This window comes from Pseudomonas sp., assembly GCF_028293835.1.
Classification (GTDB): domain Bacteria; phylum Pseudomonadota; class Gammaproteobacteria; order Pseudomonadales; family Pseudomonadaceae; genus Aquipseudomonas.
Genome location: NZ_JAQGNX010000153.1, coordinates 1 through 18,963, shown reverse-complemented (window position 1 = coordinate 18,963; position 18,963 = coordinate 1). Strand labels below are relative to the sequence as shown.

General features: G+C 56.9%; 20 protein-coding genes and 1 pseudogene. 10 read left to right on the top strand and 11 right to left on the bottom strand.

Annotation, left to right across the window (positions count from 1 at the left end):
• Positions 1-10 precede the first annotated feature (10 nt).
• From JWR17_RS20725 to tldD, 3 genes are read left to right on the top strand one after another with little or no spacing between them, the layout of a single operon-like run.
• On the top strand, positions 11-3,808 hold the full coding sequence (locus JWR17_RS20725; protein ID WP_299834326.1) for a YhdP family protein: 3,798 nt from the start codon (positions 11-13) through the stop codon (positions 3,806-3,808).
• A gap of 58 nt (positions 3,809-3,866) precedes the next feature.
• Positions 3,867-4,718: a carbon-nitrogen hydrolase family protein gene (locus JWR17_RS20720; RefSeq protein ID WP_299834324.1), complete on the top strand. Its 852-nt coding sequence runs from the start codon at positions 3,867-3,869 to the stop codon at positions 4,716-4,718.
• A gap of 2 nt (positions 4,719-4,720) precedes the next feature.
• Positions 4,721-6,160 carry a metalloprotease TldD gene (gene tldD / locus JWR17_RS20715; RefSeq protein WP_299834321.1) on the top strand — a complete coding sequence of 480 codons (1,440 nt, stop codon included), beginning with the start codon at positions 4,721-4,723 and terminating at the stop codon, positions 6,158-6,160.
• A 47-nt stretch (positions 6,161-6,207) separates the two neighbouring features.
• On the opposite strand, the gene yjgA is transcribed toward tldD, so the two are convergent.
• A complete protein-coding gene (gene yjgA / locus JWR17_RS20710) occupies positions 6,208-6,729 on the bottom strand; it encodes a ribosome biogenesis factor YjgA (RefSeq protein WP_299834320.1) in 522 nt (173 codons plus the stop codon).
• A gap of 107 nt (positions 6,730-6,836) precedes the next feature.
• Between yjgA and pmbA the strand changes: the two genes are divergently transcribed.
• Positions 6,837-8,183, top strand: a complete 1,347-nt coding sequence (gene pmbA / locus JWR17_RS20705; protein ID WP_299834319.1) for a metalloprotease PmbA — start codon at positions 6,837-6,839, stop codon at positions 8,181-8,183.
• A 153-nt stretch (positions 8,184-8,336) separates the two neighbouring features.
• On the opposite strand, the gene JWR17_RS20700 is transcribed toward pmbA, so the two are convergent.
• The 10 genes from JWR17_RS20700 to JWR17_RS20655 all read right to left on the bottom strand — a co-directional run bounded on the left by JWR17_RS20700 (position 8,337) and on the right by JWR17_RS20655 (position 15,373).
• Positions 8,337-8,609: an HPr family phosphocarrier protein gene (locus JWR17_RS20700; protein WP_299834318.1), complete on the bottom strand. Its 273-nt coding sequence runs from the start codon at positions 8,607-8,609 to the stop codon at positions 8,337-8,339.
• 16 nt (positions 8,610-8,625) lie between these two features.
• On the bottom strand, positions 8,626-9,483 hold the full coding sequence (gene rapZ, locus JWR17_RS20695) for an RNase adapter RapZ (RefSeq protein ID WP_299834317.1): 858 nt from the start codon (positions 9,481-9,483) through the stop codon (positions 8,626-8,628).
• Between the two features lie 2 nt (positions 9,484-9,485).
• Entirely contained in the window at positions 9,486-9,950 is a 465-nt protein-coding gene (gene ptsN / locus JWR17_RS20690; protein WP_299834315.1) for a PTS IIA-like nitrogen regulatory protein PtsN, read from the bottom strand.
• A gap of 13 nt (positions 9,951-9,963) precedes the next feature.
• Positions 9,964-10,272, bottom strand: coding sequence for a ribosome-associated translation inhibitor RaiA (gene raiA / locus JWR17_RS20685; protein ID WP_299834314.1), 309 nt, complete (start codon positions 10,270-10,272; stop codon positions 9,964-9,966).
• Positions 10,273-10,351: 79 nt separating this feature from the next.
• Positions 10,352-11,842: an RNA polymerase factor sigma-54 gene (locus JWR17_RS20680; protein WP_299834313.1), complete on the bottom strand. Its 1,491-nt coding sequence runs from the start codon at positions 11,840-11,842 to the stop codon at positions 10,352-10,354.
• A 184-nt stretch (positions 11,843-12,026) separates the two neighbouring features.
• Positions 12,027-12,752, bottom strand: coding sequence for an LPS export ABC transporter ATP-binding protein (gene lptB, locus JWR17_RS20675; RefSeq protein WP_299834312.1), 726 nt, complete (start codon positions 12,750-12,752; stop codon positions 12,027-12,029).
• Positions 12,752-13,294 carry a lipopolysaccharide transport periplasmic protein LptA gene (gene lptA, locus JWR17_RS20670; protein ID WP_299834311.1) on the bottom strand — a complete coding sequence of 181 codons (543 nt, stop codon included), beginning with the start codon at positions 13,292-13,294 and terminating at the stop codon, positions 12,752-12,754. The genes lptB and lptA overlap by 1 nt, the downstream gene beginning before the upstream one ends.
• Positions 13,281-13,853 carry an LPS export ABC transporter periplasmic protein LptC gene (lptC, locus tag JWR17_RS20665; RefSeq protein ID WP_299834309.1) on the bottom strand — a complete coding sequence of 191 codons (573 nt, stop codon included), beginning with the start codon at positions 13,851-13,853 and terminating at the stop codon, positions 13,281-13,283. Before lptC ends, lptA begins: the two co-directional genes overlap by 14 nt.
• 9 nt (positions 13,854-13,862) lie before the next feature.
• Positions 13,863-14,387: an HAD family hydrolase gene (locus JWR17_RS20660; protein WP_299834364.1), complete on the bottom strand. Its 525-nt coding sequence runs from the start codon at positions 14,385-14,387 to the stop codon at positions 13,863-13,865.
• An 11-nt stretch (positions 14,388-14,398) separates the two neighbouring features.
• Positions 14,399-15,373, bottom strand: coding sequence for a KpsF/GutQ family sugar-phosphate isomerase (locus JWR17_RS20655; protein WP_299834307.1), 975 nt, complete (start codon positions 15,371-15,373; stop codon positions 14,399-14,401).
• A 296-nt stretch (positions 15,374-15,669) separates the two neighbouring features.
• Here JWR17_RS20655 and JWR17_RS20650 point away from each other — a divergent pair, with 296 nt between their 5' ends.
• From JWR17_RS20650 to JWR17_RS20625, 6 genes and pseudogenes are all read left to right on the top strand, one after another.
• Positions 15,670-16,479 carry an ATP-binding cassette domain-containing protein gene (locus JWR17_RS20650; protein WP_299834305.1) on the top strand — a complete coding sequence of 270 codons (810 nt, stop codon included), beginning with the start codon at positions 15,670-15,672 and terminating at the stop codon, positions 16,477-16,479.
• Positions 16,479-17,276 carry a lipid asymmetry maintenance ABC transporter permease subunit MlaE gene (mlaE, locus tag JWR17_RS20645; RefSeq protein ID WP_299834303.1) on the top strand — a complete coding sequence of 266 codons (798 nt, stop codon included), beginning with the start codon at positions 16,479-16,481 and terminating at the stop codon, positions 17,274-17,276. The genes JWR17_RS20650 and mlaE overlap by 1 nt, the downstream gene beginning before the upstream one ends.
• Positions 17,276-17,743, top strand: a complete 468-nt coding sequence (mlaD, locus tag JWR17_RS20640) for an outer membrane lipid asymmetry maintenance protein MlaD (RefSeq protein WP_299834301.1) — start codon at positions 17,276-17,278, stop codon at positions 17,741-17,743. Before mlaE ends, mlaD begins: the two co-directional genes overlap by 1 nt.
• Before the next feature lie 11 nt (positions 17,744-17,754).
• Positions 17,755-18,408, top strand: coding sequence for a phospholipid-binding protein MlaC (locus JWR17_RS20635; protein WP_299834299.1), 654 nt, complete (start codon positions 17,755-17,757; stop codon positions 18,406-18,408).
• The gene (locus tag JWR17_RS20630; RefSeq protein WP_299834297.1) at positions 18,405-18,713 is read left to right on the top strand and encodes an STAS domain-containing protein; all 309 of its coding nucleotides are present in this window, start codon (positions 18,405-18,407) and stop codon (positions 18,711-18,713) included. The genes JWR17_RS20635 and JWR17_RS20630 overlap by 4 nt, the downstream gene beginning before the upstream one ends.
• A 143-nt stretch (positions 18,714-18,856) precedes the next feature.
• A pseudogene (locus tag JWR17_RS20625) lies at positions 18,857-18,963 on the top strand (BolA family transcriptional regulator); the annotation flags it as partial.

The window sequence follows — 18,963 nt, the reverse complement described above, 5'->3', positions numbered from 1 at the left end:
GTCCGCTGAAATGGGCCGGCTGACACGGACTCTGAGTATTTTGATTCGTTTGGGTCTGGGTTCCTGCGCCTTGTTTTTGGTGCTGACGGCCCTTTACGTGAGTGTTGGGCGTCAATTGGTGCCGCTGGTCGCTGAATATCGCTCTGAAATACAAACCAAAGCCCGCACTGCGCTGGATATGCCCTTGAGCATCGGCAGCCTTGAAGGCCGATGGAGCGGTTTCGCACCGATACTGTTGGCCCACGATGTGATCGTGGGAGAAGGCGCCAACGCGCTGCGCCTGGACCATGTAACGGCAGTTCCCGATCTGTGGGCCAGCCTTGTGGCCCATGAAGTGCGTATTGCCCACCTTGAATTGGATGGCCTGCAACTCAGCCTGAAAGAAGACCCGAGCGGTCATTGGGCGATGCAGGGCTTGCCGGTCAAAGACGATAAACCGTTCGATCCAGAGCAGTTGCTGACGCAAATCAAGGCTGTGACGCGTTTGTCGCTGCTCGACAGCCAAGTCACGTTGCAGCCTTATGGTCAGGCGCCGCTCACGCTTACTTACGTCAGCTTCACCCTCGAAACGGCCGGCGATAACCAACGATTGGACGCCCGCTTGACCTTGCCGGATGGTCAGCCAATGGCGCTGAACCTGCGTTCGCGGGTGCAGCCGCAAAATTGGCGTGAAGGCGAAGCCGATGCTTACTTGAGCCTGCCGCAAAGCGATTGGGCACACTGGTTGCCAGCCAGCCTGATGCACAACTGGAAACTGTCCACGCTCAAGGCGGGCGGAGAGTTTTGGCTGAGTTGGGGCAAAGGCACACTGCAAAGTGCCGTCGCCCGGCTCAACGCGCCGCAGATCACCGGTGCTTACGCCGACCGCAAGCCAGCCAAAATCAGCAATCTGGCGCTCAACGCGTGGCTCCAGCGTGGTGACGATGGCTTTACCGTGTCGCTTGAATCCCTGGCCATGAACCTGGGTGAGCAACGTTGGGAGAGCCGGATCCAGCTGCGGCAGTCAGGTACGGGTAAAGATGACGAGCTTTGGCATATTCAGGCTGATCGTCTCGACTTGACGCCTGTCACGCCTATTCTTGATGCCTTGGCACCGCTGCCGGATCAACTGATGGTGGTGCTGGATAACCTGAAAGTGACCGGCGGACTGCGCAATGTTCTGCTCGATTACCGGCCACAGGCCGAGGGCGATAAACGTTTCAGTTTTGCGGCAAACCTCGACAAAATCGGCTTCAACGCCTATCACGGCGCACCCGCCGCCGGAAATGTCAGCGGCAGCATCAGCGGTGATCTGGGCCAGGGCGAACTGCGCCTGGATACCGATGACTTCATGCTTCACCTGTACCCGATTTTCGCCCACCCGTGGAAATACCAGAAGGCCAACGCCCGCCTGACCTGGAAGCTCGACCAGCAAGGCTTCACCCTGATTGCCCCGTACATCAAGGTGCTGGGTGACGAAGGGAAGATCGCAAGCGATTTCCTGATCCGCCTGCACTTCAACTCGCCCCTGGAAGACTACATGGACCTGCGGGTCGGGCTGGTCGATGGCGATGGTCGTTACACCGGGAAATATTTACCGGCAGTGCTCAGCCCTGCACTGGACGAATGGTTGCGCACAGCCATTCTCGGCGGTGCGGTCGATCAAGGCTACTTCCAGTATCAAGGCTCCCTGGAGCACGATGCCGTTGACGCGGCGCGTAGCATCAGCCTGTTTTTCAACGTCCACGACGCGTCATTGGCGTTTCAACCAGGTTGGCCAACGCTGACCGGCGTGACGGGCAAGGTATTTGTCGATAACGCGGGTGTTCGCGTCAAGGCCAGTAAAGGCAGTTTGCTCAACACCCAGGTCAGCAACGTCCTGGTCAATATCCCCCATGCGCAACCGGGAAAGAACAGCCACTTGCTGGTCAACGGTGATTTTGCCGGCGCTCTCGGTGACGGCGTTAAAATTCTCCAAGAGGCGCCGATTGGCACCGCAGATACCTTTGCAGGGTGGCAGGGCGACGGTCCGTTGCAAGGCAAGCTCGCATTGGACATACCTTTGGGAAAGGGCGAAGAACCTAAAATTCTCGTGGATTTCGCCACCGATGCTGCACGTTTGCGATTGGCCAATCCGTCACTGGATTTGACTCAGCTCAAGGGCTCGTTTCGCTTTGACAACGCCAAGGGCCTCAGCGGTAACGACATTCGGGCCCAGGCATTTGAGCGTCCGATAACTGCGCAGATTTTCGCCGAAGGCAAGCCAGGGGCGATCGTTAGTCGAATCGCCGCCAGTGGCAACGTCGGCCAAAAGCGTCTTGCGGAGTGGCTGGGCGATACTCAACCCATGCCGGTCTCGGGTGAGATGCCTTACCAATTACAGCTCACCCTCGGCGGAGCCGACAGCCAGCTAAAGGTTGACTCAAACCTCAAAGGATTGACCATCGACTTGCCTGCGCCGTTTGGCAAGGGCCCGGAGGTGCTGCGCGACAGCCAATTCCGCATGACCTTGCAGGGGCCGGAGCGGCGCCTTTGGCTGACGTATGGCGACCTAGCCAACCTTGCATTCGCTTCGCCTGCCGGAAAGATCGCGGACGGACGGGGAGAACTGTTTCTCGGCAAAGGTGGCGCGGTTGTTCCGGAGGCCAAGGGGTTGAGAGTGCGAGGGGTGTTGTCGGAACTCGACGTTACGCCTTGGAAAAACATGGTTGATCGCTATGCCGGCGATGATCCTGGCGGCAGTGCCAAGCAGTTGCTAAGTAATGCAGACTTGCAGATCGCAAAGCTGAGCGTCATGGGCTCGACTCTGGACAACGTCAGTGTGCAACTGGATCGTAAAGAGTCCGCATGGGCGCTGGCGATTGACAGTTCGTTGCTCAAAGGCACGGCTAACCTGCCCGACGCCAAGACCACGCCGATGAATATTGACCTGCTGTACGTTAAATTGCCTGCGGCCGATCCTGCTGCCGCGGTCGTGGAAAACGCTCCTGACCCGCTGGCAAGCGTGGACCCGAAATTGATCCCGGCGATGGACATCAAGATCACTCAGTTGTATCAGGGCGATCAATTGATTGGCGGTTGGTCGTTGAAAGCGCGCCCAACCCCGACCGGGACGCGACTGTCTGATTTAAGCCTGGGCCTCAAAGGCATGTTGTTGCAGGGTGAGGGCGCTTGGGAAGGGACACCGGGATCGACCAGCAGTTGGTACAAAGGCGTGGTCGACGGTAAAAACCTGGCAGATGTCTTGAAGGGCTGGGGTTTTGCGCCCTCGGTGACCAGCGAATCGTTTGAGCTCAATGTGGATGGCCGCTGGCCGGGTTCGCCCGCCTGGATTGGGGTCAAGACCTATTCGGGAAGCCTGGACGCTACGTTGCGCCGTGGGCAGCTCGTCGAAGTGGAAGGCAGTGCCCAGGCGCTCAGAATCTTTGGTCTGCTGAACTTCAATTCCATCGGTCGGCGGCTGCGCCTGGATTTCTCCGATTTGCTTGGCAAAGGCCTGAGCTACGATCAGGTTAAAGGCCTGCTGGTAGCCAGTGACGGCGTGTACGTGACGCGTGATCCGATCACCATGAAAGGGCCGTCAAGCAACATTGAACTCGATGGCACCCTGGACATGGTCAAGGACCGAGTCGATGCGACGTTGCTCGTGGCGTTGCCGGTTACCAATAACCTGCCCATTGCCGCATTGCTCATCGGTGCGCCAGCCATTGGGGGCGCTCTGTTTATCGTCGACAAGCTGTTAGGTGACCGGGTCGCCCGGTTTGCCAGCGTTCAATACAGCGTTCAGGGGCCGGTCAAAGAGCCGAAAATCACATTCCTTAAACCTTGAAAAACACCAATAGCACGGGTTGGAGTACAGTGGCCGCATGTCTAGTCTGGAGCGAGCCATGTCTTTTGCGGTGATTCAAATGGTCAGTCAGAGCGATGTGCTGGCCAATCTTGCCCAAGCCCGTCGTCTGCTTGAACAGGCCGCCGCCTCTGGCGCGCGCCTTGCGGTGCTGCCAGAAAACTTCGCGGCAATGGGCCGTCGAGACGTCGCCGATATCGGTCGCGCCGAGGCTCAAGGCGAAGGCCCTATTCTCCCATGGTTGAAACTGGCCGCTCGCGACCTCAAGTTATGGATAGTTGCCGGTACATTGCCGCTGCCACCGAATGATCGGCCGCAGGGCAAAGTAACGGCGTGCTCATTGCTGGTGGATGAACACGGCGAGCAGGTGGCACGGTATGACAAGCTGCACCTGTTCGATGTGGACGTTGCCGATAGCCGTGGCCGATACCGTGAATCCGATGACTACGCTCACGGTCATAGCGTGGTGGTGGCGGACACACCGGTAGGGCGCCTGGGTCTGAGCGTGTGTTACGACCTGCGTTTTCCAGAGCTGTACACCGCACTGCGTGAAGCGGGTGCCGAATTGATTACTGCGCCGTCGGCGTTCACCGCCGTGACCGGTGCTGCGCATTGGGACATTTTGATCCGGGCACGAGCCATAGAAACCCAGTGTTATGTGCTGGCAGCGGCACAGGGCGGCGTACACCCTGGACCTCGGGAAACTTACGGGCATGCGGCAATCATCGACCCTTGGGGCCGGGTGTTGGCCGAACGAGCCCAGGGTGAAGCGGTGCTGCTGGCCGAGCGCAATAGCGATGAACAGACGTCCATCAGGGCGCGGATGCCGGTGTCCAGTCACCGGCGATTTTTTTCGCAGGACGCCGTGCGGCCTGTGCACACTTCGGAGTGAATATGAGCGATTTGTCCTCTGTCAGCGAACACCTTTTAGCGCCCGGCGGCCTTAGCCTCGACAGCTTGCAGTCGGTGCTCGGCGAGCTGGCCGGACCCGGGATCGATGCGGCTGACCTGTATTTTCAAGGGCAGATCTCCGAATCCTGGGCATTGGAAGACGGCATCGTCAAGGAAGGCAGTTTTAACCTCGATCAAGGCGTCGGCGTGCGAGCGCAGTCGGGCGAGAAAACCGGTTTTGCCTACAGCAACACCATTACCCATGAAGCGCTGAGCCTGGCCGCGCGTGCTGCTCGCTCGATTTCCCGTGCCGGGCAAGAAGGCACGGTCAAGGCGTTCACCACCCAAGACGTGGCGCAGCTATACGCGCCGGATAACCCGCTGGAAGTCATGACCCGCGCCGAGAAGGTCGAACTGCTCAAGCGGATCGACGTCGCAACCCGAGCGCTGGACTCACGCATCCAGCAAGTGACGGTCAGCATGGCCGGCGTCTGGGAACGAATTCTGGTGGCTTCCACCGACGGCAGCCTGGCGGCCGACGTGCGTCCGCTGGTGCGCTTTAACGTTAGCGTCATCGTCGAACAGAATGGACGACGTGAGCGCGGCGGCCATGGCGGCGGCGGGCGTACCGATTACCGTTATTTCCTCAGCGACGACCGGGCCATGGGCTACGCCCGTGAAGCGCTGCGTCAGGCATTGGTTAACCTCGAAGCGATTCCGGCGCCGGCTGGCACATTGCCTGTGGTTCTCGGGCCTGGATGGTCTGGCGTGCTGTTGCACGAAGCGGTCGGCCATGGTCTGGAAGGCGATTTCAATCGTAAAGGCAGCTCCGCTTACAGCGGACGCATGGGTGAAATGGTTGCGTCCAGTCTGTGCACCATCGTCGATGACGGCACATTGGCCGGTCGTCGTGGTTCGTTGTCCGTGGACGATGAGGGCACTCCGACCCAATGCACGACGCTGATCGAAAATGGCGTGCTCAAGGGCTACATGCAAGACAAGTTGAATGCGCGGCTGATGGGTGTCGCCCGCACCGGCAATGGTCGCCGTGAGTCCTATGCACACCTGCCGATGCCGCGCATGACCAACACTTACATGCTGGCTGGGCAGAGCGATCCTGCGGAAATCATCGCCTCGGTGAAGCGCGGCATCTACTGCGCCAACCTGGGCGGTGGACAAGTGGACATCACCAGCGGCAAGTTCGTGTTTTCCACCAGCGAAGCGTATTTGATCGAAGACGGCAAAATCACCGCACCGGTCAAAGGCGCTACTTTGATTGGCAACGGGCCGGAAGCCATGAGTCGCGTGTCGATGGTGGGTAACGACCTGTCACTGGACAGCGGTGTGGGCACCTGTGGCAAAGACGGTCAGTCATTACCGGTAGGCGTAGGCCAGCCGACTTTGAAGATCGATGCAATCACCGTAGGCGGTACCGGCGGTTGAACGTGAGCCGGGGTTGGGGCATGAAAACGCCCGCCCCGGGTCGACGACTAACGCAGGCCGCGTTGTGTCTCGTCCAGCTCGCGGATGTACTTGAACAGTTTGCGGCTGGCAGCCGGTGGCTTGTTCTGCGCCAGCTCATGCTGAGCCTGGCGAATAAACGAGCGCAGTTGCTGACGATCCGCATCCGGATAGTCACCGACAAACTTTTCAATCACGTCGTCGGTGCCGACAAGCAAGCGATCACGCCAGCGTTCAAGGCCGTGAAAGCGTTCGTTATATTGGCGAGTGGAGGCATCCAGTTGGTCGAGCAATACCAGAATGGCGTCAAGGTCTTGATCGCGCATCAGTTTGCCGATGAACAGAATATGCCGCTTACGCGCAATGTTTGCCGTGTGCTTGGGCGCTTCAGCCAAGGCCCGGCGCAAGGCGTCGGTCAGGGGCAGCTTCGCCAGCAGGTCAGGCTTGAGTGTGGTCAGGCGCTCGCCCATGTCAACCAGAGCATGTAGCTCGCGTTTGACCTGAGTTTTGCTTTTACCCTCGTCGAGGGAGTCGTCGTAAGAATCAACCATGGGGGCAGTCCGCTAATAATCGCCGCCATGATAACCAGTCAGGGGCCACTTGTCCGGCCCGGTCGGTACTCGGCATGTGCCGAAAGCAGAATTTGATGGAGAAAGTCATGAGTGAATCTCAAAGCGTCGGCCCACAGGCCTTGCCGGCACTGCAGGACCAGGTCGAGCAAATCCTCGCCGAAGCCAAGCGTCAAGGCGCCAGTGCCTGCGAAGTGGCGGTGTCGCTGGAACAAGGATTGTCGACGTCGGTTCGGCAGCGCGAAGTGGAAACCGTCGAGTTCAATCGCGACCAAGGGTTCGGTATCACCTTATATGTAGGGCAGCGCAAAGGCTCGGCCAGCACCTCGGCCAGCGGTGCCGATGCCATTCGTGAGACCGTCGCTGCTGCGTTGGCCATCGCTAAGCACACGTCTGAAGATGAAAGCTCGGGCTTGGCCGACGCGGCACTGATGGCCAGGGATCTGCAGGATTTCGATCTGTTTCATGCGTGGGACATCACGCCAGAACAGGCCATCGAACGCGCTTTGATCTGTGAAGCCGCAGCGTTTGACGCCGACAGCCGGATCAAGAACGCCGACGGCACCACGCTGAATACCCACCAAGGCTGCCGCGTGTATGGCAACAGTCATGGTTTTATCGGCGGATCAGCGTCGACTCGCCACAGCCTGAGTTGCGTAATGATCGCTGAAGGCGATGGCCAGATGCAGCGCGATTACTGGTATGACGTGAGCCGCCAGGGTGAGCTGTTGGCGGACGCTCAAAGCATCGGCCGTCGCGCTGCCGAGCGCGCGGCCAGCCGGTTGGGCGCGCGTCCGGTGCCTACGTGCGAAGTCCCGGTATTGTTTTCGGCGGAACTGGCGGGTGGACTGTTGGGACATTTCTTGTCGGCGATTTCCGGCGGCAACTTGTATCGCAAGTCTTCATTCCTTGAAGGTGCCATGGGTCAACGGTTGTTCCCTGAATGGCTGACTCTGGACGAACGGCCGCATTTGATGCGCGGCATGGGCAGTTCAGCGTTCGATGGCGACGGCCTGGCGACTTATGCAAAACCGTTCGTCGAAAATGGCGATCTGGTGTCCTACGTGTTGGGTACGTATTCCGGGCGCAAGTTGGGCTTGCCGAGCACCGCCAACTCGGGCGGCGTGCACAACCTGTTTGTGACCCACGGCATTGAAGATCAGGCGGCGTTGTTGCGTCGCATGGGGCGCGGTTTGTTGGTGACAGAGTTGATGGGCAGCGGGTTGAACATGGTAACCGGCGATTACTCCCGTGGAGCGGCCGGGTTCTGGGTCGAGAACGGGGAGATACAGTTCCCGGTTCAGGAAGTGACCATCGCTGGCAATTTGCGCGACATGTTCAAGCAAATCGTCGCCATCGGCAGCGATCTTGAACTGCGCAGCAACATTCGCACTGGCTCGATATTGATTGAACGGATGATGGTGGCGGGTAGCTAATCACCGCTTCCCTGTAGGAGCCAACTGGTTGGCGAAATGCCCGAGCGGTGTATCAGTTATGAAGCCTCGCCAACCAGTTGGCTCCTACAGGGGTCGTGGGGTAATCCACAGTTCCCCGGTCCCACCGGTATCCCTTGGTATTGCCTGCGGAGTTCACTCGCCTTCGTCAAACCGGTTATTGATCAGCTCGATCAAACCATCCAAAGCAGCTTGTTCATCATCGCCTTCGGTGTGCAGATGGATATCAGTGCCTTTGCCAGCGGCCAGCATCATGACTGCCATGATGCTTTTGCCGTCGACCATGCTTTCAGCGTCGCGACCGACTCGTATCTTGCAGGGAAATCTGCCCGCGACGCCGACGAATTTCGCGGCGGCACGAGCGTGCAGGCCAAGCTTGTTGATGATGGTGATTTGATGAACGGGCATCGCGATGGAAGTCCTTTCAGTTGAGGTCGCGGTGGCGAACCTGAACGTTCTTGAGGGATTGCTGCAGCATCTGGCCCAAGCGCTCGGTCAGGTAGACAGAGCGGTGGTGTCCGCCGGTGCAGCCAATGGCAATAGTGACGTAAGCACGGTTGCTGGCGGCAAAGCGCGGCAACCATTTGTTCAAATAGGTGTAGATGTCCTGAAACATTTCTTCGACATCCGGCTGGGCGGCCAAATAGTCGATCACCGGCTGATCGAGGCCTGACTGCTCGCGAAGGTCTGGTTTCCAGTATGGATTCGGCAAGCAGCGCACGTCGAATACCAGATCGGCATCCACCGGCATTCCGCGCTTGAAACCAAACGATTCCACCAGAAACGCCGTACCGGGTTCCGGCTTGTTCAGCAGGCGCAGCTTGATCGTGTCTCGCAGCTGGTACAGGTTCAGATGCGTCGTATTAATCTTCAGGTCGGCCAGGTCGATGATCGGGCCGAGCAGGGTGGTTTCGTCACGTATCGCTTCAGCCAGCGAGCGGTTGGCACTGCTCAGCGGGTGGCGTCGACGGGTTTCAGAGAAGCGTTTTAATAAGGTTTCTTCGTCTGCGTCCAGGTACAACACATCGCATTGGATGTGAAGGTTGCGAAGCTCTTCAAGTAATTGCGGGAAGCGAAACAGATGGCTTGGCAGGTTGCGTGCGTCAATGGACACGGCGATCAGCGGTTCCGCCAGTTCGGTATGAATCAGCGCGCGATCAGCCAGCTCGGGAAGCAGGCCGGCCGGCAAATTGTCGATGCAGTAGAAGCCACTGTCTTCCAGCACGTTAAGTGCCGTGCTCTTACCCGAGCCGGATCGACCGCTGACGATGATCATTCGCATGACTAATGCCCGCTCTGCACGTCCAGAACTACTTGATAGAGCGCTTCATTGCTTTTCGCGCCACGCAGCCTGTCTCGCACCTCTTTACGATCAAGCATGCTGGCAATCTGTCGCAACAATGCCAGGTGTGCGTCTGTAGCGGCTTCCGGCACCAGCAGCACGAACAACAGATCGACAGGCGCGCCATCAATGGCGTCGTAGTCGATCGGAGCGTCCAGGTGTATCAGGGCGCTGATGGGGTCGTTGCAGCCGGTAAGGCGACAATGAGGAATGGCAATGCCATTGCCGAAACCTGTCGAGCCAAGTTTTTCACGGGCAATCAGTTTCTCGTAGATTTCACCCGAATTCAGATCGGGCACTTCACGGCCGATCAGATGGGCAACTTGCTCGAGTGCTTTTGTTTTGCTGCCGCCCGGCACGTTCACAATGGAACGGCCGGGGGTCAGGATATTTTCAAGTCGGATCATGAGTTGGCAGTGTTTAGCGAGCCGTCGCACCTTTAAGGATGTTCTGCTGCTTTTCCTTATGCTTGAGCAATTGTCTGTCGAGCTTGTCAGTAAGTAGATCGATCGCCGCGTACATATCGTCATGTTCGGCGTTAGCGACTACCTCCCCACCGTGGATGTGCAAGGTGGCTTCGATCTTCTGTTTCAGTTTCTCGACCGCCATCGTTACCTGCACATTTGTAATCTTGTCAAAGTGCCCTTCAAGCTTTCTGAGTTTGAGCTCAATGTACTCACGCAGGGGCTTTGTCACTTCTAGCTGGTGTCCACTGATGTTGACTTGCATACAGCTTCTCCTTCGTTGCCAGTGCATAAAGAGGCAGGCTAGATACCTGCCACTGGAACGCTTTGGCTTCACGCCCTCATCACATTAGTCGCTTGCGCTCGCTCGAAGGCGCTATACCCAGTGATTCGCGGTATTTGGCAACTGTGCGACGGGCTACCTGAATGCCTTGTGCCTCCAGTAAACCAGCGATCTTGCTGTCACTCAACGGCTTTTTCTGATTTTCAGCGGCAACCAGTTTTTTGATGATCGCGCGGATGGCTGTGGACGAACATTCACCGCCCTCTGAGGTGCTTACGTGACTGGAAAAGAAATATTTCAGTTCGTAAATGCCACGGGGGGTATGCATGAATTTTTGCGTAGTAACGCGGGAAATTGTCGATTCGTGCATGCCGACCGCTTCGGCGATGTCATGCAGAACCAACGGCTTCATGGCCTCGTCGCCATATTCAAGGAAGCCGCGCTGGTGCTCGACAATCTGCGTGGCGACTTTCATCAGCGTTTCATTGCGGCTTTGCAGGCTCTTGATGAACCAGCGGGCCTCCTGCAACTGATTGCGCATGAAGGTGTTGTCAGCACTGGTATCGGCTCGACGAACGAAGCCCGCGTACTGGGGATTGACCCGCAGGCGCGGTACGGATTCCTGATTGAGCTCCACCAGCCAGCGTTCATTGTCCTTACGCACGATGACGTCGGGCACGACGTATTCGGCTTCAGCGGATTCGATTTGGGAGCCTGGGCGCGGATTAAGGCTCTGTACCAATTCGATGACCTGGCGCAGTTCGTCTTCCTTGAGCTTCATGCGGCGCATCAGTTGCCCGTAATCACGGCTGCCGAGCAGGTCGATATAGTCACATACCAGCCGTTGCGCTTCCGCCAGCCAGCGGGTTTTTGCCGGCAACTGACGAAGTTGCAGTGACAGGCATTCGCTGAGGTTGCGAGCGCCGATTCCCGCAGGTTCGAACTGCTGGATGCGATGCAGTACCGCTTCGATCTCGTCCAGCTCGACATCCATTTCCGGATCGAAAGCGTCCAGGATTTCCTCGAGCGACTCGTCGAGGTAACCCTGATTGTTAATGCAGTCGATCAGGGTGACGGCGATCAGGCGATCAATGTCGGACATTGGCGCCAGGTTCAGTTGCCAAAGCAAGTGGCTCTGCAGGCTCTCGCCCACTGAGGTGCGAGTGGTAAAGTCCCACTCGTCATCGTCGTTGCTGGGCAAGCTGCTGGCGCTGGTCTGATAAACATCTTCCCAGGCGGTGTCGACGGGCAATTCGTTGGAGGTGCGCTCGCTCCAGTCGCCTTCTTCCAGGTTGTCCACCGTTGGGGCGGCTTCCTGGTAAGTCGGTTCCTGGACGTCAGGGTTGGGTTTCTCTACGTTGTCGGCCAACGGATCGGCGTTGTCGAAGTCGTCGCCTTCTTCCTGGCGTTCCAGCATAGGATTGGACTCCAACGCTTCCTGGATCTCTTGTTGAAGGTCCAGGGTCGACAGTTGGAGGAGGCGGATGGCCTGTTGCAGCTGAGGTGTCATCGTCAGCTGCTGGCCCATTCTCAGGACTAGCGATGGTTTCATGGCTTGGGCTTAACACCTTATTCGCCGGCGCGCATGCGCCATCTACAGGGCGCCGAAGCGCCAACTTAAGCAAATTATATGCCTGAAACCTAAGTGTTTGCCTAGAGCGCGCTGACAATTAAAAAGCTTGCCAGCGCGAGATTCTAGTGCCCGTCGCTTTTTGAACAGCGAAACACCGCAGACCTTACAGGCGGAATTCGTGGCCGAGGTAAACCTCTTTAACCAATTGGTTAGCCAGAATAGTTTCTGAATTACCTTCCGCGATCAGTTGCCCATCGTTGACGATGTAGGCCGTTTCACAAATATCCAGGGTTTCACGAACGTTGTGATCGGTGATCAGAACGCCAATTCCCTTGGCTTTCAAGTGATAGATGATCTGCTTGATATCGCCCACGGAAATCGGGTCGACACCTGCAAACGGCTCATCCAGCAAGATGAACTTGGGTGAAGTGGCCAGGGCTCGGGCGATTTCTACCCGGCGACGCTCGCCACCGGACAGGCTCATGCCCAGGTTGTCGCGAATGTGGCTAATGTGAAATTCCTGCAACAGGCTTTCCAGCTCTTTGCGACGTGCCGCGCGGTCAAGTTCTTTGCGGGTCTCAAGAATCGCCATAATGTTATCGGCAACCGACAGCTTGCGAAAGATCGACGCTTCTTGCGGCAGATAGCCAATGCCGGCGCGTGCGCGGCCATGCATGGGTTGATGACTGACGTCCAGGTCATCTATCAATACACGACCCTGGTCGGCTTGCACCAAGCCAACGATCATGTAGAAACACGTAGTCTTGCCTGCACCGTTAGGACCGAGCAGCCCGACGATTTGCCCGCTGTCGATAGACAAGCTGACATCGCGAACGACCTGCCGGCCCTTATAGGCTTTCGCCAAGTGTTGGGCTTTCAGCGTTGCCATTAAGGAGCCTTCTGCGCGTCTGGTTTGCTTTTTGGCTGGATGACCATGTCGATCCGTGGCCGCGGAGCGGTCAATTTTGTGCCATTGGCGCGACCAGCGTTAACAACCTGCCTCACCGTGTCGTAGATGATTTTCTCACCTTCGGAGGTGTTGCCGTCGTTGATCACCTTGGCCTTGTCGATCAGGACGATTTTGTTATCCAGTGCAAAGTATTGAATAGTCACGCCGTACGCTTGAACAATAGGCTTGTTCAACTCGGGTTTCTGTTCGTAGTACGCAAGGTTGCCCACGGAGGTGAAGACGTTGATTTCACCGGTGGAGGTGCGGGTGATGGTCACGGTGTTGCCCGTGATCTTCATCGTGCCTTGGGTGATGATCACATTGCCTTTGTACGTGGCGATGCCTTGCTTGTCATCGAGTTGCGCGTCGTCAGACTGGATATGAATAGGCTGATCGCGGTCCGTCGGCAGAGCCCAAGCGCTCACGCTTCCCAGTACTGTGCCCAGGCCGAGCAAAAAAGGGAGGGTTTTAACGAGCCTCATACTGTCCTCTTACGTTGGACAGCAGGTTCATCCTGCCGTCGTTCAAATACGCTTTCATACCCGTGCCGGTAGTGACACCGCCGAAGCCGTCGATTCTAACGGCTTGCTCGGTCTGCGCATATTGCTTCTGTGGGAATACCGTCATTCGACTGCTGGTAATAATCGTTGTCCGGTTCTTTTCATCAGTTCTTGCAACGCGGACCGAGTCAATCAGCTCGACTTGAGTGCCTCCAGGCGAGACTTCGCCCTTCAGGCTCTGGACGTGCCAAGGATATTGGGCGCCGCGAAACAGTTGCAAATCGGGATTGGTCAGCAGCGTTACGTCTGAGACCTGAAGATGTTCGACCTTATCGGACGTCATGTCGTACTGAAGTTTGCCGTCTGGCAAAAACTGCAGGCTGTGTGCCTTGGTGGCATAGAAATCGATTGTGCCTGGATCTACAACAGCCGTTTTCTGCTCGAGGAAGGTTTCCGGGCTGATGTTCCAATAGCCTGCCGCTGCAACCAGCAGGGCAATTACACCCAGAATCAAAAACCGGCGAATTTTTTTACTCAACATAAATAACTTCTATAAGTAGGCGGCATGGGCCGCTTCGAGGCTGCCCTGGGCACTGAGGATCAGTTCGCAAAACTCGCGCGCTGCACCCTCGCCACCGCGAGCCTGGGTAATACCGTGAGCATGTTGTCGGACAAAGCTGGCGGCATTGGCAACTGCCATGCCCAGGCCGACGCGCCGAATGACCGGCAAGTCTGGCAGATCATCGCCTAAATAGGCGACTTGTTCGTAGCTTAGGCTGAGTTGAGCCAATAATTCGTCGAGCACGACCAATTTATCTTCACGGCCCTGATACAGATGCTGAATGCCCAGGTTCTTCGCCCGCCGCTCTACTACAGGGGTTTTGCGACCACTGATGATAGCGGTGACTACGCCCGACGCGATCAGCATCTTGATGCCCTGGCCGTCGAGGGTATTGAATGTCTTGAATTCGCTGCCGTCTTCGAGGAAGTACAGGCGGCCATCGGTCAGCACGCCGTCGACGTCGAAAATCGCCAATTTGATATTTTTGCCGCGCTGCAGCAAGTTTTTTGCAATTGCATCAGTCACTACATAACCCCCGCACGCAGCAGATCTTGCAGATTGAAAGCGCCGATAGGGTGGTCGTTCTCATCGACAACGATCAGGGCGCCGATCTTGTGATCTTCCATTATTTTCAGTGCTTCAGCCGCCAGCATGTCGGGGCGAGCGGTTTTGCCGTGGACAGTCATCACGTCATCGATGGTCGCCTGGCGGATGTCGATGTCCCGATCAAGCGTTCGACGTAAATCGCCGTCGGTGAAGATCCCGGCCAAGCGGCCGTCGGCCTCCAGTACGGCGGTCATCCCCAGGCCCTTGCGGGTCATTTCCATCAACGAGTCACGCAACAGCGTGCCGCGCTGGACGTGAGGCAGGCTTTCGCCGACGTGCATGACGTGTTCGACTTTGAGCAGCAAGCGTCGTCCCAATGCGCCGCCTGGGTGCGAGAACGCGAAGTCTTCTGCGGTGAAGTCGCGCGCTTCGAGCAGCGCAACGGCCAGCGCGTCGCCCATGACCAGGGCCGCCGTGGTCGAAGACGTCGGTGCGAGGTTCAGCGGGCAGGCTTCATGTTCGACATGAACATTCAAATTGACTTCTGCCGCCTTGGCCATCGTTGAGTCCGGATTGCCGGTCAGGCTGATCATTTTGATGCCCAGGCGTTTGATCAGCGGCAAAAGTGTAACAATTTCACTGGTCGTTCCCGAGTTCGAAATGGCCAGGATGATGTCGTCGCCGGTGATCATGCCCATGTCGCCATGGCTTGCTTCTGCCGGGTGGACAAAAAATGCGGTAGTGCCGGTGCTGGCCAGGGTGGCGGCGATCTTCTTGCCAATGTGCCCGGATTTACCCATGCCGACCACGACAACGCGGCCTTTGCCGGCCAGAATCAGTTCGCAAGCGCGCACGAAATCAGCGTCAATATGTGCCAGTAAACCCTCTACGGCTTCTATTTCGAGGCGGATGGTGCGTTGTGCTGTTTGAATCAGGTCGCTGGATTGGCTCATGTCGGAAACGGTCAGGCTGATGAAAAGGCGGCGATTATAGCCGTAATGGTCAATTCCCTCACCCTTGATCTTGTGTCCGTGTGCAGTTCCTGTGTTGCCCGATGCATACGCTCTTCGACAATGGTTCGCAATTGTTCGAATTATCTGTCCGGCTCTTGAACGAAAGAGGCTTCTTGCGTGGGACGCGCGCGCTCGCAGTGGTATAGTTCGCCGCCTGTTCGGCCCATCCAGTCAGTACATGCCAAGCGTCATGTATTTTGGTCGCTGAGAGTGGGGCTGCATCTTGAGGAGTTTAGATGAGCGTCGATAACGCCTACGCGGTCGAGCTGAAGGGAGTGTCCTTCAAGCGCGGTTCGCGCAGCATCTTCAATAATATTGATATCCGTGTTCCCCGGGGCAAAGTCACCGGCATCATGGGGCCTTCTGGCAGTGGCAAGACCACATTGCTGCGTTTGATGGGGGCACAATTGCGTCCCAGCAGCGGGGAAGTGTGGGTCAATGGACAAAACTTGCCTAAATTGTCGCGCAGCGATCTGTTCGATGCTCGCAAGCACATGGGCGTGTTGTTCCAGAGCGGTGCCTTGTTCACCGACCTTGATGTGTTTGAAAACGTAGCGTTCCCGCTGCGTGTTCATACCGAACTGCCTGAAGAAATGATCCGCGACATTGTCCTGCTGAAATTGCAGGCGGTAGGTCTGCGCGGTGCCGTCGAATTGATGCCTGACGAATTGTCCGGTGGCATGAAGCGGCGTGTAGCCTTGGCCCGGGCGATTGCTCTGGACCCGCAAATTCTCATGTATGACGAACCTTTCGTTGGCCAGGACCCGATTGCAATGGGTGTATTGGTTCGGCTGATTCGTCTGCTGAATGACGCGTTGGGCATTACCAGCATCGTGGTTTCCCACGATCTGGCTGAAACCGCGAGCATCGCTGACTACTTATATGTCGTAGGCGATGGTCAAGTGCTGGGGCAGGGAACTCCGCAGGAACTGGCGAGCTCGGATAATCCGCGCATTCGTCAATTCATGACGGGCGACCCGGACGGTCCTGTTCCATTTCATTATCCGGCACCGGATTATCGCGAAGATCTTTTGGGGAAGCGCTGATGCGCAGACATTCATTAATGGACCGAGTCAGTCTGTTCGGCCGTGCGTCCATCGATATGGTGACGGTGCTGGGCCGCTCTGGGCTGTTTTTGGCTCATGCGTTGTTCGGTCGTGGCGGTATCGGCGGCAGTTTTCAATTATTGGTTCGGCAACTGCATTCTATAGGCGTCATGTCGCTGCTGATAATTGTCGTTTCCGGCGGTTTCATCGGTATGGTCCTGGCGCTGCAAGGTTTCAGTATCCTTCAGAAATACGGATCCGAGCAGGCGGTCGGGCAGATGGTCGCCTTGACCTTGCTGCGAGAGTTGGGGCCGGTGGTAGCCGGTTTGCTCTTCGCAGGTCGTGCAGGCTCGGCATTGACTGCTGAAATCGGCAACATGAAATCCACCGAGCAACTGTCCAGTCTGGAAATGATCGGCGTCGATCCGCTGAAATATATCGTCGCGCCGCGTTTGTGGGCTGGGTTTATTTCCCTGCCACTGCTGGCGATGATCTTCAGCGTCGTGGGTATCTGGTGCGGATCCTGGGTCGCCATCGATTGGCTCGGCGTGTACCAGGGATCATTCTGGGCGAACATGCAAAGCAGCGTGAATTTTCAAAGCGACGTGCTCAACGGTGTAATCAAAAGCATGATTTTTGCTTTTGTAGTGACCTGGATCGCCGTGTTCCAGGGGTATGACTGTGAGCCCACGTCGGAAGGGATCAGCCGTGCCACCACTAAAACCGTGGTGTACGCCTCATTGGCCATATTAGGCCTCGACTTTATTTTGACCGCCTTGATGTTTGGAGATTTCTGATGCAAAACCGCACCTTGGAAACCGGCGTTGGCCTTTTCCTGCTGGCCGGGATCCTTGCTTTGATCTTATTGGCCTTGCGTGTCAGTGGTCTGAGCGCAAGCGCGAACCACGACAGTTATAAACTTTATGCAAACTTCGACAATATTGCCGGTTTGACTGTCAGAGCCAAGGTGACCATGGCCGGTGTGACCATCGGCAAGGTCACGGCAATCGATCTGGACCGTGACACCTTTATGGGTCGGGTGACCATGGAAGTCGAAAAGCGGGTGAATAATCTGCCTACAGACTCCACCGCTTCGATTCTGACCGCTGGTTTGCTGGGCGAGAAATACGTCGGCATCAGCGTCGGAGGCGAAACAGCACTGCTCAAAGACGGCAGTGTTATCCATGACACTCAATCGGCATTGGTGCTCGAAGACTTGATCGGCAAATTCATGCTCAACACTGTGAGTAAAGACGCCAAATGAGGAATTTCTCAATGTTCTCAACCTTGCGCCGTAGTCTGCTGATTTTGCTGACTGCTCTTCCGTTGTTCGCCAATGCGGCGCCGGGTCAGTCAGCGCATGATTTGGTCGATGGTACGACCAAGCAGTTGTTGGCAGACCTGGCCGCCCATAAAGACCAATACAAAACCAATCCGAGCGCTTTTTATGACGCTTTGAACACAATTGTAGGGCCCGTGGTGGATGCCGAGGGCATCTCGAAAAGCGTCATGACCGTGAAGTATTCAGGCCGGGCAACGCCTGCGCAGATAGCAACCTTCACTGAAAACTTCAAGCGCAGCCTGTTCCAGTTCTATGGCAACGCACTGCTTGAATACAACAACCAGGGGATTACCGTTTCTCCTGCCAAAGACGAAAGTGGCGACCGTACCAGCGTCGACATGTCCGTCAAAGGCAACGGCGGTGCGGTTTACCCAGTGAGCTACACGCTTGAGAAGGTCAATGGCGAGTGGAAAGTCCGCAACGTCATCGTTAACGGCATCAACATCGGCAAGCTGTTCCGTGATCAGTTCGCTGACGCCATGCGCCAGAACGGCAACAACCTCGACACGACCATCAACAACTGGGCTGGTGAAGTGGCCAAGGCCAAAAGCACGGTCGATCAAGCCGCCGAGAAGCCTGCACAATGATTGAAACAGCCGTTCGTCTTGGCGCTGCGGGTGAATTACACCTGAGCGGCGTACTTGACTACCGCACCGGCCCGACCTTGCGCAAGCAAGGTCAGGCGCTGATCAAGGCCAGCGATGCGTCGGCATTGGTTCTGGACTGCTCCGAAGTGGAGAAGTCCAGCAGCGTCGGTTTAGCGTTGCTGCTAGCGTTCATGCGTGACGCCAAGGCCGCCGGCAAGGTGGTCAGCGTTCAGGGATTGCCCGATGACATGCGTGAAATTGCGCAGGTTTCCGGTTTGACCGAGTTATTCGATCAACATCAATAGCCATCAGCGAGCCGGGTGAAGCAGCTTTCACCCGCGTTCCCGAAGCGCTTTCCGTCCGAGTCTATTAATCCGGGGTTCGCAGCGGGCAGGCTTTTTTGTATGATGGCCGACCCGCGCGCGTAGGGCGCCGATTGAGGTTAAGCATGCAGGCCGTAGAAGTTAAAAGCTTCCTTGAAGGAAAGCTGCCAGAAACCCAGGTAGAAGTTGAAGGCGAAGGCTGCAATTTTCAGCTGAACGTGATCAGTGACGA

What these genes read in the sequence shown, in the direction of transcription:
- JWR17_RS20725 (WP_299834326.1), top strand. Translation starts at nt 11, where the DNA reads ATGGGCCGGCTGACACGGACTCTGAGTATTTTGATTCGTTTGGGTCTG.
- JWR17_RS20720 (WP_299834324.1), top strand. Translation starts at nt 3,867, where the DNA reads ATGTCTTTTGCGGTGATTCAAATGGTCAGTCAGAGCGATGTGCTGGCC.
- tldD (WP_299834321.1), top strand. Translation starts at nt 4,721, where the DNA reads ATGAGCGATTTGTCCTCTGTCAGCGAACACCTTTTAGCGCCCGGCGGC.
- yjgA (WP_299834320.1), bottom strand. Translation starts at nt 6,729, where the DNA reads ATGGTTGATTCTTACGACGACTCCCTCGACGAGGGTAAAAGCAAAACT.
- pmbA (WP_299834319.1), top strand. Translation starts at nt 6,837, where the DNA reads ATGAGTGAATCTCAAAGCGTCGGCCCACAGGCCTTGCCGGCACTGCAG.
- JWR17_RS20700 (WP_299834318.1), bottom strand. Translation starts at nt 8,609, where the DNA reads ATGCCCGTTCATCAAATCACCATCATCAACAAGCTTGGCCTGCACGCT.
- rapZ (WP_299834317.1), bottom strand. Translation starts at nt 9,483, where the DNA reads ATGCGAATGATCATCGTCAGCGGTCGATCCGGCTCGGGTAAGAGCACG.
- ptsN (WP_299834315.1), bottom strand. Translation starts at nt 9,950, where the DNA reads ATGATCCGACTTGAAAATATCCTGACCCCCGGCCGTTCCATTGTGAAC.
- raiA (WP_299834314.1), bottom strand. Translation starts at nt 10,272, where the DNA reads ATGCAAGTCAACATCAGTGGACACCAGCTAGAAGTGACAAAGCCCCTG.
- JWR17_RS20680 (WP_299834313.1), bottom strand. Translation starts at nt 11,842, where the DNA reads ATGAAACCATCGCTAGTCCTGAGAATGGGCCAGCAGCTGACGATGACA.
- lptB (WP_299834312.1), bottom strand. Translation starts at nt 12,752, where the DNA reads ATGGCAACGCTGAAAGCCCAACACTTGGCGAAAGCCTATAAGGGCCGG.
- lptA (WP_299834311.1), bottom strand. Translation starts at nt 13,294, where the DNA reads ATGAGGCTCGTTAAAACCCTCCCTTTTTTGCTCGGCCTGGGCACAGTA.
- lptC (WP_299834309.1), bottom strand. Translation starts at nt 13,853, where the DNA reads ATGTTGAGTAAAAAAATTCGCCGGTTTTTGATTCTGGGTGTAATTGCC.
- JWR17_RS20655 (WP_299834307.1), bottom strand. Translation starts at nt 15,373, where the DNA reads ATGAGCCAATCCAGCGACCTGATTCAAACAGCACAACGCACCATCCGC.
- JWR17_RS20650 (WP_299834305.1), top strand. Translation starts at nt 15,670, where the DNA reads ATGAGCGTCGATAACGCCTACGCGGTCGAGCTGAAGGGAGTGTCCTTC.
- mlaE (WP_299834303.1), top strand. Translation starts at nt 16,479, where the DNA reads ATGCGCAGACATTCATTAATGGACCGAGTCAGTCTGTTCGGCCGTGCG.
- mlaD (WP_299834301.1), top strand. Translation starts at nt 17,276, where the DNA reads ATGCAAAACCGCACCTTGGAAACCGGCGTTGGCCTTTTCCTGCTGGCC.
- JWR17_RS20635 (WP_299834299.1), top strand. Translation starts at nt 17,755, where the DNA reads ATGTTCTCAACCTTGCGCCGTAGTCTGCTGATTTTGCTGACTGCTCTT.
- JWR17_RS20630 (WP_299834297.1), top strand. Translation starts at nt 18,405, where the DNA reads ATGATTGAAACAGCCGTTCGTCTTGGCGCTGCGGGTGAATTACACCTG.